Below are 11,795 nucleotides of genomic sequence, written 5' to 3'. Positions count from 1 at the left end.
ACAGCAAGAGTCCTGAAACCATCGGAAAGAACTTTCAACAAGTGGAGTTGGTCTGTGTCAGCAGGCCCAGCCGCCACGGGAGCGTGTTGTAGGGGCCGCTCGCCGAGGGGTTCAGGCCCTGGTAGAGGTACTGGAGCCGGCACGGATTGACCGTGAGGGTCTGGTCGTTGGTGTGGCGGACCATCTCGCCGTGACTGATGTCCTGGCTCCAGGGGGTGCCGCTGAAGGTGACGTTGTTCGAGCGCGCGAAGGGGTTGGACTCGGTGTCGGCCAGCGGGGTCCAGTTGCCGGCGATGCTGTTCGACGTCCAGGAGCGGAAGTACCGCTTGCCGTTGCCGCCGATCGCCTCGTTGAGCAGCAGGTAGGTGTTCGAGTCCTTGAGCTTGTAGACGTTGGCGGCCTCCCAGAGGCGGTACTTGTTGGAGTCCTGGAGCGCGATGACGGTGTTGGTGAAGCCGTTCGGGAAGGCGGCCAGGCTGGTCTCCGAGCGGTACAGGTGGCCGTTGTCGTCGGAGGAGAACAGGTAGCACTTGGCGCTGTCGCAGATGTTCCAGAAGTCGACCCAGTAGCCGCTGCCGATGTTGTCCCTGATGATCTGCGGCATGCCGTTCGCGTAGAACTTCTTCGGCGCGGTCCAGGACTTGGGGTTGGCGATGTCCGCCGTGGTCGAGTACGCCGCGTTGTCGCCGGTCTGGTAGACGAGGTACCAGAGCTTCTGCGGCGCGAACCAGAACACCTGCGGTGCCGCCTTGTACCCGGCGCCGATCGCCGTCTGGTCCAGGTAGTGGTGCTGCGCGGAGGCGGCCTCCTGCCAGCTCGCGAAGTTCAGGTACACCATGTTGTAGGCGCCGCTGGTGCTGGCGGTGCTGGCGAACACGTGCCAGCGGCCGTTGTGGTACACGACCGACGGGTCCTTGACGGCGCTGAGCTGGTGGGCCGCGTCCGACTTCGGGGAGATCAGCACATTGCTGGAACTCCACTTGAAGCTGCCGGGCAGGGCCGCCGCCCGCTGCTCCGAGGACGCCGCGGACGGCGCCACCAGGGCACCCAACAACAGGGCCAGGCCTCCGATCAGGACTCCCAGGTGCCTTGTCAGGCGCATCGTGTCTCCTATCGGCTGAGGGTGTAGGTGACGAGCGAGCGGGCCGGAACCGTGGCCTTCAGCGACCCGCCGGTGACCGGCACGGCCGACTGCCGGGCGGTGCTCTGGGAGCCGTTGGTCAGATACGGGGTCGCCGTTCCGGCGGTGAACCCGATGTTCTGGAGGCCGAAGGACACCGGGGTGGCACCGGTCGCCGCGTTGAGCGCCACGACCGTCACCGTGCCGTCGGTGTTGCGGAACGCCGAGAGCCTGAGGTTGCCGTCGGACGTGGTGGCGCCGATGCGGGTGGCCCCGGGCCGGATGAAGCGGCTGTAGTTCGCCAGGGCCCACAGGCGCTTGGAGACGTGGTAGTTCGCGCCGTCCATCTGGATCAGCCCGCGGGTGGCGCCGGTCGAGGCGCCGTACCAGTACACGTAGCCGCTGGTGTTCCCCTTGGTCAGGGCGTCGTGCACGGCGCCCGCGACCGTGAAGCCGTCGTAGCCGCTGCCGTCGTCCCACGCCTCGTTCCAGGTGGTGCCGTCGGGCGACCACTCCGACATCCAGGTCCGCTTGCCGGTCGGCAGCGGCCCGTCGACCTTGCTGGCATACGTGTGGCCGGCGTGGGTGTCGACGAAGCCCCGGGCCGTCGCGTCGGCCTCGATGGCGCTGGTGTAGTTCTTCTGCTGGTTCCAGCCGAAGGAGTCACAGCAGACGACCTGGTAGCCGCCGGCCCTCGCCACCGGCCCGAAGACCTTGGTGAACTCCACCGCCTGCGCGGGTGTGAGCCGCATGGAGTCGTAGGTGGCCGTCCAGTCGGGCTCGTTGGTGAACCCGAGATCGTTGATCCGGATGCCCTCCTGGGCGTAGAACTTCGCGTACTGGACCAGGTAGTTCGCGTACGCCTTGCGCCAGTCGCCGCTCGCGCAGCTCGCGCCCGCCAGGCCGCACAGGGTGCCGCCGTTCGCGTCGGTGCCGTTGGTCTTCATATAGCCGGGGGCCGTCCAGGCGTCGGCGTAGAAGCGGTTCACGCCGTACGCCTTGGCCTGCTGGGCGAGCCAGACCTGGCCCTTGTCGTCGCGGTCCCACACGTACCTGGGGGTCGCGTTCGGCCCGCCGGGGTCGGTCGGCTGGATGCCCGAGTCGATGCCGAGGCGCAGGATGCTCAGCCCGACGCCGGTGCTGCGGCTGAACAGCAGGTCGAGGATCTCGCGTTGGCGCTGGGCGGGCAGGCCCTGCGAGCCCCGCATGATCTGGGCCCGGCCGAAGTGCTCGGAGATGCCGAAGCCGTCGATGGGCTGGTGCCGGGTGGCCCCGTCGATGGTGGCAGAGGCGTCCGCCCTGGTGGGTGTCGCCTCAGCGGTGACTCCGGCGGTCGCGAGCAGCATCGCGAGGGAGGTGACCGTCCACGTTCTGAGCCCGCGCAGCGTGATCCGTCCCGTCATGGGAGCGCTCCCAGAGGTATGAGGTCGCCCCCCGGGGTTTCCGAGGGGCGAGTGTTCGAGATGCTGAACAGCGTTCAGGGAGTTGCCACTGTGCAGGGAACGTAGGGCAGGGTTCCGGAAGCGTCAATCCCTCACGCACCGCAACTGGAGTTCAGCGCTCAGCAGTTGGACCGGCCCGCGTGGAGCGCGAGAGCCGTGTTCGCGCCGAGGATGGCGGTGAACTGACCATTGGAGTTCACGGTCACGGTCGTGTTGTTCTGCACGTTGCAGTACGTCCCCGCCGGCAGGGAGGTCTGGTAGGTCCGGCTCAGCGAGCCCGACTCGTGGTTGATGGCCACGAAGCCCTTGCTCCCCCGCCCGAACGCGATGGCGTCGCCCCCGTTGTCCCACCAGTTGGTGACGGCCTCCCCGCGCGTGGCGTTGCGGAAGGCGACCATCGACTTGATCTCCGGCCAGTTGTGCTGGCACTTCCAGCCGTCCTGCCAGCAGGCGTTCACCTGGCCGCCGTTGGGCGGGCCGGCGTCGTGGTCGGTGAACTCGTAGCCGGAGTTGATGTCCGGGGCGCCGTAGGGCCAGGCGAGCATGAAGACGTTGGCGAGGGTGTAGTTCGCGTTGTCCTTGTAGCTGAGGGTCGAGCCGTTGCGCTCGGTGTCGTGGTTGTCGACGAAGACGCCGGAGACGCCGCTGTTCATGTAGCCCCAGCCCTCGCCGTAGTTCTTCAGATAGGCGAGGTTCTCGTTGTTGAAGACCCGTTTGAGGTCGTAGGCGTAGCGGAACTCCTGGACGTCGCCGTTACTCGTGTATTCAGTGGGCTGGACGGCCTCGCCGGAGCCGTGGATGACCTCCTGCTTCCAGTACGCCGACGGGTTGCTCAGCCGGGACTTGATGTTCGCCAGGTCGGCCGTATCCATGTGCTTGGCCGCGTCGACGCGGAAGCCGTCCACGCCGAGGGAGAGCAGGTCGTTCATGTACCCGGCGATGGCCCCGCGGACGTAGCCCTCACCGGTGTCGAGGTCGGAGAGGCCGACCAGTTCGCAGTGCTGGACGTTCCAGCGGTCCTGGTAGTTGGTGATCTGGCCCGTGCAGTCGTCGAAGTCGGGCGCGGAGTACAGACCCGGGTAGTTGTACTTGCTGTACGACGAGCCGCCGGTGCCGGTGCCGCTGCCCGCCGCCATGTGGTTGACGACCGTGTCGGCGACGACCTTCACACCGGCCGCGTGGCAGGTGTTCACCATGTTCCGGAAGGCCGTGCGGTCACCGAGCCGGCTGGCGATCTTGTAGCTGACCGGCTGGTACGACGTCCACCACTGGGAGCCCTGTATGTGCTCGGCGGGCGGGGAGACCTGGACATAGCCGTAGCCGGCGGGCCCGAGGGTGTTGGTGCACTCGCGGGCGACGGAGGCGAAGTTCCACTCGAAGAGGACGGCGGTGACGTCCTTGGTGCCAGGTGGGGAGGCCTGTGCACTCGTCGGGTTCATGACAACCGAAGCAGTGGTGAGCGCGACCGCGACGGCGAGGTATCTGCGTGCCATGTGGGGTTTCCTTCTTCGTTGAAGGTTCTTGCAGCAAGCTTCAGAAAGCTTGCGGTGACGCAGATAGTAGAGGCCCGCCGCCCGAAAGGGCAGCGGGCCGTACGAAATTCAAAGGAAAATCAGGCGCGGTCCCCCGCGGTCGCCGTGGTCCACCACACCGTGCTGTCGGCCGGGACCTTCGCCTCGTCGTCGACCAGGACGACCTCGCCGCTCGCGACCAGCACCCTGCCGTAGGCCGGCATCGCCACCGACTCCCCGGTGGTGTTCGCGACGCACACGAACTCCCCGCGCCGGAAGGCGAGCACGCCCTCGGGCGCCCGCAGCCACTCCACGGACGTTCCGGCGCCGAGGTCGGGCTGGTCGCGGCGCACGGCGAGCGCGGCCCGGTACAGCTCCAGGGTCGAGCCCGGCTCCCCGGTCTGCGCCTCGACGCTCAGCTCGCCCCAGCCGTCCGGCTGCGGCAGCCAGCTGCCTCCGTCTCCGAAGCCGTACGACGACCCGGTCCGGGTCCACGGGATCGGCACCCGGCACCCGTCGCGGAAGCCGTCCTGGCCGGCGCCCCGGAAGTACGCCGGGTCCTGACGCACCTCGTCCGGCAGGTCGACGACGTCGGGCAGCCCGAGCTCCTCGCCCTGGTAGACGTAGGCCGAGCCGGGCAGCGCCAGCATCAGCAGGGACGCGGCACGGGCCCTGCGCAGCCCCAGTTCCCGGTCGCCGGCCAGCCGGATCTGGGTACCGAGCCCTGCCGGGTTGGCGAAGCGGGTGGCGTGCCGGGTCACGTCGTGGTTGGACAGCACCCAGGTGGCGGGTGCGCCGACCGGGCGCATGGCGTCCAGGGTGCGGTCGATGACCTCGCGCATCTCCTCGGCGTCCCAGTGGGTGCTGAGGTACTGGAAGTTGAAGGCCTGGTGCAGCTCGTCCGGGCGGACGTAGTGGGCGGTGCGCTCGATGGTCGGGGTCCAGGCCTCGGCGACGAAGATCCTCTCCCCCGCGTACTCGTCGAGGACGATCCGCCACTGCCGGTAGATCTCGTGCACGCCCTCCTGGTCGAAGAACGGCATGACATCGTTGCCCAGCAGCTTCACCTGGTCGTGGGATCCGAGGTCGGGCAGCCCCTCCGCCTTCACCAGACCGTGGGCGACGTCGATACGGAAGCCGTCGACGCCCATGTCCAGCCAGAAGCGCAGGATGGAGCGGAACTCGTCGCCGACCGCCGGGTGCTCCCAGTTGAAGTCGGGCTGCTCGGGGGCGAAGAGGTGCAGGTACCACTCGCCGTCCGGCACCCGTGTCCACGCCGGGCCGCCGAAGATCGACTCCCAGTCGTTGGGGGGCAGTTCGCCGTTCTTCCCCTTGCCGGGGCGGAAGTGGTAGCGCTCCCGCAGCGGGGAGCCGGGGCCCTCGGCGACGGCCCGCTTGAACCACTCGTGCTGGTCGGAGGAGTGGTTCGGGACCAGGTCGACGATGATCCTGAGGCTCAGCTCGTGGGCGTCGCGGATCAGCGCGTCGGCGTCCAGGAGGTTGCCGAACATGGGGTCGACGGCCCGGTAGTCGGCGACGTCGTAGCCGGCGTCGGCCTGCGGCGAGGCGTAGAAGGGGCTGAGCCACACGGCGTCCACGCCGAGGTCGCGCAGATACGGCAGACGGGTACGGACACCTTCCAGGTCGCCCATGCCGTCGCCGTTGCTGTCGGCGAAGCTGCGCGGATACACCTGGTAGATCACCGCGTCCCGCCACCAGTCGCGGCGCTTGGCGACGGTGGGGGTCATGGCAGGGGCGGCAAAGGGCTGCTGGCTCATGTCGTCCTTGATGCGTAACAGGATGTCGGTCATGGAAGGCGTGGGCGTGATGTTGGGGCGGCCGCGGCACAGCGGGGTCGGATGGGCACCACGGCCGCCCGGTCAGGGGCGCGGGGAACCGCGCGACCAGCCACGACGGCGCCGCAGCCGGTCACTCAACAACGGTCACCCCTTGGTGCCACCGGCAGTGAGCCCGGTCACCAAGTTCTTCTGCACGAGATAGAAGAACAGGGCAGCCGGTATCGCGATCAGTACAGCGGTCGCGGCCATCAGGTTCCGCTGCGCGTCATGCTCGCTCACAAAGGTCTGCAGACCGACGGCAAACGTGTACTTGTCGTCGCTCAGCATGAACGTCGAGGCGAACGCGACCTCCCCGAAGGCCGTGAGGAAGCTGTAGAACGCCGCGACCGCGAGGCCCGGCTTGGCGAGCGGCAGGATGAGCCGCGCGAACGTGCCGAAGGGGGTCAGCCCGTCGACGCGCCCGGCCTCGTCGATCTCGAACGGGATGGTGTCGAAATAGCCCTTCATCAGCCAGGCGCAGTACGGCACGATCGTGGTGCAGTTGACAAGGATGAGACCAAGGTAGCTGTCGATGAGCTGGAGATCCGAGAGGATCTGGTACATCGGCACGATCAGTACCGCGATGGGGAACATCTGGGTGACCAGCAGCACCCACATCAGCTTCCGGTAGCCGGGGAAGCGCATGCGGGAGACCGCGTAGCCGGTGGACGCCGCGACGACGACGCCGATGAGCGTCGTGCCCAGCACCACGACCAGCGTGCTCGTCAGCCAGTCGAAGAAGCCCGTGTCCTGGAGGACGAACGCGTAGTTGTCGAGCGTCATCTTGCTCCAGATGCGCCCGGGGTGGAGGTAGTCGTCCTTGTCCGGGCCGAGGGACAGGAAGACCAGCCAGGCGATCGGGAAGAGCGCGGTCAGGCTCGCGCCGATCAGCACGGCGTGCGAGGCGAGGGAGCCCGCACGGCTCTGCTCGCCGCGGCGGCGGACCCCCCGCGGGGCGCCCGCGGGGCGCCGCTCGCCGGCCCGGGCGGGGGTCTCGACGGTGGTCGTACTCGTCGTACTCATGGGAACTCCTGCCTCAGATCGCGAGCTGCTGCTCGTTGCGGTTAAGCCAGCGGCGGTAGAACGAGGTGAAGACGATCAGGAGGGACAGGAGGAGGATTCCGTAGGCGGCGGACTGGGCGTAGTCGCGCGGCTGCTGACCGAAGCCCAGGTGGTAGGCCCAGGTCACGAGGATCTGGGCGTCGGGCGCGGTGTTGCCGAACAACAGGAAGATGATGGCGAACTGGTTGAAGGTCCAGATGACGCCGAGGAGTACGACCGTCGTGCTGACGGACCTGAGACCGGGCAGGGTGACGTAGCGGAACCGCTGCCACGCGCTGGCGCCGTCCATCTCGGAGGCCTCGTACAGGCTCGCGTCGATCGACTGCAGTCCGCCGAGCAGCGAGACCATCATGAACGGCACACCGCACCAGGTGTTGACCATGATCGCGGAGAACCGCTGCCAGAAGGTGTCCTCCAGCCACAGCGGCGTCGGCAGCTGCAGGAACTCCAGGCCGGAGTTGATGATGCCGCCGTCGGCGAGCATGAACCGCCAGCCGAAGACGGTGACGAAGGTCGGCACCGCCCAGGGCAGCACCAGGATCATCCGGTAGAGGGTGCGGCCGCGCAGCTTCTGGTTGAGCAGCAGCGCGAGACCGAGGCCGATGCCGTAGTGCAGGGTGACACAGGCGGCCGTCCAGAAGACCGTCCACAGGAAGTGCGACCAGAAGCGGTCGTACGACGTCGGGCCCCACAGGATGTCGGCGTAGTTGTCCAGGCCGATGAACTTGTAGGTGGCGTCGATCTCGTTGACGCCGATCGTGCGGGCGGTGTTGAGGCTGGTGGCGTCGGTGAGCGTGAGGTACAGGCCGTACGCCAGCGGGTACAGCACGAGGACGCCGAGGACGATCGCCACCGGGGCGATCATCGCGTAGGCGTACCAGTGCTTGTGGAAGCCGTTCTTCAGCCGCCGGCCCGGCCCGGGACGCGGTTCCCGCTCACCGCGCCGCTTGCCGGTCGCTCGGTCGATGACGACTGTCATGGTTCGACACCTTCTGGAAGTTCAAGGAGGTCAAGGGGGCTGCCCGGGCAGCCTTCAGGGACTGCCCGGGCGCGGGCCGGTGGCCGTCACTTGGAGAAGTCGGGCACCAGCTTGGTGATGGCGGTCTCGGCATTGCCGAGGCCCTTGTCCAGGGACTCCTTGCCGCTCGCGATCTTGAGCAGCTCGTCGTCGAGCGGGGTCCACAGGGAGCTGTACTCGGGCAGCGCCGGGCGCGGCTGGGCGGCGGACAGCACGCCCTGGTAGCCGGCGATGCCGGGGTCGGCCTTGACCTTCGCGGTGTAGGCGTCCTCGCGGGTGGGGAGCGTGGAGTTCTTCAGCGCGATGGTCTCCTGGGCCTTCGCCGAGGTCATGAACTTCACGAACTTCAGCGAGGCCTCCTGGTGGGCCTTGTCCGAGCCCGCGTACACGGAGAGGTTGTGGCCGCCGGTCGGGGCGCCCGCCTTGCCGGTGGAGCCGGCCGGGACGGTGGCGATGCCGAGGTTGTTCTTGTCCTTGAAGGCGGAGCCCTTGTAGAAGTTGGTGATCTCCCACGGGCCCTGGACGATCGAGGCGACCTTGCCGCTGACGAACGCCTCCTGGATGTGGGCGTAGGCGTCGGCGGTGGTGTCGGCCTTGTGCAGGCCCTTGCCCTTGAACAGGCCCTGCCAGGTGCCGTAGGCCTTCTCGGCCTCCGGCGAGGTCACGGTGATCTTCTTGGCGTCGACGTCGACGGTGTCGGCGCCCTCGCCGTAGAGGAAGCTCTGCGCGTAGTAGGCCTGGGTGGAGCCCCAGTAGCCGTCGACGCCGGTCTTGTCCTTGATCGTGGCGGCGGCCTTCTTCAGGTCGTCCCAGGTCTTGGGGGCCTCGACGCCGGCCTTCTCGAACAGGGCCTTGTTGTAGACGAGGGCGAGGGTGTCCGTGGTGAAGGGGACGCCGTAGGTCTTGCCGTCGTACGTGGCCTGCTCGATCAGGCTGGGCTGGAACTTGTCCTGCTCGGCGAGGGCCTCGGTGCCGTCGAGCGGCGCGAAGAAGCCCTTCTTGGCGAAGGCCGGGGTCCAGCCGACCTCGGAACGCAGCACGTCGGGGGCGCCCTTGGAACCGGCGGCGGTGTCGAACTTGTTCTGCGCCTGGTCGAAGGGGACGTTGACGTAGTTGACCTTGACGTCCTTGTGGGCGGCCTCGAACTCCTTGACCAGGGCCTGGTACGCCGGCGCCTCGTTGGTCGCGTTGGAGGTGTCCCACCAGGTGATGGTGACCGGGCCGCCGGCCTCGTCGCCGCTGTCGCTTCCGCCGCACGCCGTCGCCGCCAGGGCGAGTGACGCCACCAGCGCGGTGGCCGCTATGCCACGCCGCATGAGTTCTCCTTGAGGGTGAAAGCCCGTTCGTGCTGCCGACTGCGCCGTTGGCCGCCGGGCGTCGGTGAGATTAGCCGCGCTTCACGGACTTGCGAAAGACCTTGCAGCAAAAAGTTGCAAGCGGTGCGGATGGTTACCCCGCCGTGACCTCGCTGCTGCCCCTGCGGGGCCCCGATTTCCGGCTGTTCGGCGGGGACTCGGACAGCTGTGCAAGACTCTGCAAGCACTTGCCATCCGCTTCCGTCGGGGGAATCATCCGTTGCGGATCGGACGCCGGCCACGACCTCTTCTCGACCTTTTTGGGGACCGCGATGACCCAGCAACCCGCCGCCGGCCGTGGGACGGCACGCACCAGGCGTCCCGTCGGTGCGCAAGGAGATCCCCGGCCGCTACAGTCCGGTGCTGTGACCACACGGCTTGCCGACATCGCCGCTCAGGCGGGGGTGAGCGAAGCGACCGTCAGCCGCGTCCTCAACGGGAAGCCGGGCGTCGCCGCCACCACCCGCCAGTCCGTGCTGGCCGCCCTCGACGTGCTGGGCTACGAACGCCCGGTGCGTCTGCGCCAGCGCAGCGAGGGCCTGGTGGGCCTGATCACCCCGGAGCTGGAGAACCCGATCTTCCCGGCCCTGGCCCAAGTCATCGGCCAGGCGCTGACGCGGCAGGGCTACACGCCCGTCCTCGCCACCCAGACGCCGGGCGGTTCGACGGAGGACGAGCTGACGGAGATGCTCGTCGACCGCGGGGTCGCCGGGATCATCTACGTCTCCGGGCTGCACGCGGACACCACCGCCGACATGCAGCGCTACGACCGGCTGCGCGCGCAGGGCGTGCCGTACGTGCTGGTCGACGGCTTCTCGCCGAAGGTGCAGGCGCCGTTCATCTCCCCCGACGACCGTGCCGCGATGAGCCTGGCGGTCACGCACCTGGTGTCCCTGGGGCACCAGCGGATCGGGCTGGCCCTGGGGCCGAAGCGGTTCGTGCCGGTGCAGCGCAAGATCGAGGGGTTCGTGCGCACGATGCAGGACCAGTTGGGTCTGGGCGCCGAGGCCGTCGAGTCGGAGCTGGTCCAGCACTCCCTGTACACGCTGGAGGGCGGCCAGGCCGCGACCACGGCGTTGATCGAGCGGAACTGCACGGCCGTGGTGTGCGCGAGCGACATGATGGCGCTGGGTGCGATCAGGGCGGCGCGGCAGCTGGGCCTGGACGTGCCGAAGGACATCTCGGTGGTCGGCTTCGACGACTCGCCGCTGATCGCCTTCACGGATCCGCCGCTGACCACGATCCGCAAGCCGGTCCCGGCGATGGGCCAGGCCGCCGTCCGCACGCTGCTGGAGGAGATCGGCGGGACTCCGGCCCCCCACAGCGAGTTCGTGTTCATGCCCGAGCTGGTGGTGCGCGGTTCGACCGCTTCGGCACCCGGGGATCGCGGTCGTTCCTGACGTCGTGGCCTGATCTCGTCGTAGAGAGAACATGCGACCCGGGCCTCGCCGGGGGATGATCGGTGGGGAAGTCCTTTTCTGGCAGACTTTGTGCCTATGGGTGATACGACCGTGACGAAGGTGGAAGGCCGGGAATCGGCCCTTCCGCAGACTGTTACGGCCGAGAGCGGACCGGGTTCGCCGCGCGGGCTGCGGGCCCCGCGCCGGCCCCGGTTCTGGTTCGAGATCCTGCTGATCGCGGTGAGTTACTGGACGTACTCGCTGATCCGCAACGCCGTGCCCGAGCAGCGGGCCGAGGCACTGAGCAACGCCGACTGGCTCTGGAAGGTCGAGCAGCATCTGGGCATCGCCGTCGAGGAGTCGGTCAATCACGCCGTGAACGCGGTGACTTGGCTGATCATCGGCATGAACTACTACTACGCGACGCTCCACTTCGTGGTGACGCTGGGTGTGCTCGTGTGGCTGTTCCGTTGGCATCCCGGCCGGTACGCGGCGACCCGGCTGGTGCTGTTCGCGACCACCGCCGTCGCCCTGGTCGGCTACTACCTGTATCCGCTGGCGCCCCCGCGGCTGATGAACGGCAGCGATTTCATCGACACCGTCATGGTCCACCAGACCTGGGGATCGATGGCCTCCGGCGACCTGAAGCACATGTCCAACCAGTACGCCGCGATGCCGTCGATGCACATCGGCTGGTCCCTGTGGTGCGGCCTGACGATCTTCGCCCTGGCGACGATCCCCTGGGTGCGGGTGCTGGGCCTGCTGTACCCGACGCTGACCCTGGTCGTCATCGTCGCCACCGCGAACCACTTCTGGCTCGACGCGGTGGGCGGCATGCTCTGCCTGGCCTTCGGATTCACGGTGGCAAGGCTCTGGTACGGCACCCAGCCGTACGCACTGCCACGCCTGGTACCGGCTAGACCCTGACCCACGGCACGCCCCTGTCCGCGCCCCGGCCTCGCGCCCCGGCCGACCGGCGGCCCGCCCTGCGCCGGGACGTCGTCCTCGGCGGGCCAGGGTGGCGGGCGCCGCGGGTGGTGCGGGCGCCA

At 68.3% G+C, this 11,795-nt stretch carries 8 protein-coding genes and 1 pseudogene; 2 read left to right on the top strand and 7 right to left on the bottom strand.

The window, feature by feature from the left end:
• Positions 1–34 precede the first annotated feature (34 nt).
• From ACZ6I3_RS02380 to ACZ6I3_RS02350, 7 genes and pseudogenes are all read right to left on the bottom strand, one after another.
• Positions 35–1,009: pseudogene (locus tag ACZ6I3_RS02380) on the bottom strand (glycoside hydrolase family 62 protein); the annotation flags it as partial.
• Between the two features lie 101 nt (positions 1,010–1,110).
• A complete protein-coding gene (locus ACZ6I3_RS02375; RefSeq protein WP_469410976.1) occupies positions 1,111–2,523 on the bottom strand; it encodes a glycoside hydrolase family 30 protein in 1,413 nt (470 codons plus the stop codon).
• A gap of 158 nt (positions 2,524–2,681) precedes the next feature.
• Positions 2,682–4,055: an alpha-amylase gene (locus ACZ6I3_RS02370; protein ID WP_469410975.1), complete on the bottom strand. Its 1,374-nt coding sequence runs from the start codon at positions 4,053–4,055 to the stop codon at positions 2,682–2,684.
• 119 nt (positions 4,056–4,174) lie between these two features.
• Positions 4,175–5,851, bottom strand: a complete 1,677-nt coding sequence (locus tag ACZ6I3_RS02365) for a glycoside hydrolase family 13 protein (RefSeq protein ID WP_469411672.1) — start codon at positions 5,849–5,851, stop codon at positions 4,175–4,177.
• A gap of 165 nt (positions 5,852–6,016) precedes the next feature.
• A complete protein-coding gene (locus ACZ6I3_RS02360; RefSeq protein WP_469410974.1) occupies positions 6,017–6,934 on the bottom strand; it encodes a sugar ABC transporter permease in 918 nt (305 codons plus the stop codon).
• Positions 6,935–6,947: 13 nt separating this feature from the next.
• Positions 6,948–7,952: a carbohydrate ABC transporter permease gene (locus tag ACZ6I3_RS02355; RefSeq protein WP_469410973.1), complete on the bottom strand. Its 1,005-nt coding sequence runs from the start codon at positions 7,950–7,952 to the stop codon at positions 6,948–6,950.
• A gap of 86 nt (positions 7,953–8,038) precedes the next feature.
• Positions 8,039–9,307 carry an extracellular solute-binding protein gene (locus tag ACZ6I3_RS02350; RefSeq protein WP_469410972.1) on the bottom strand — a complete coding sequence of 423 codons (1,269 nt, stop codon included), beginning with the start codon at positions 9,305–9,307 and terminating at the stop codon, positions 8,039–8,041.
• A 404-nt stretch (positions 9,308–9,711) separates the two neighbouring features.
• On the opposite strand from ACZ6I3_RS02350, the gene ACZ6I3_RS02345 reads away from it, so the two are divergent.
• Complete coding sequence (locus ACZ6I3_RS02345) at positions 9,712–10,746, top strand: LacI family DNA-binding transcriptional regulator (RefSeq protein ID WP_193477606.1); 1,035 nt, start codon at positions 9,712–9,714, stop codon at positions 10,744–10,746.
• Between the two features lie 96 nt (positions 10,747–10,842).
• Positions 10,843–11,673, top strand: a complete 831-nt coding sequence (locus tag ACZ6I3_RS02340; protein WP_469410971.1) for a phosphatase PAP2 family protein — start codon at positions 10,843–10,845, stop codon at positions 11,671–11,673.
• Positions 11,674–11,795: the final 122 nt, after the last annotated feature.

The organism is Streptomyces sp. NPDC041940, assembly GCF_055589465.1.
The sequence above is the reverse complement of the archived record's forward strand: the minus strand, read 5'-3'. Positions and strand labels throughout refer to the sequence as shown.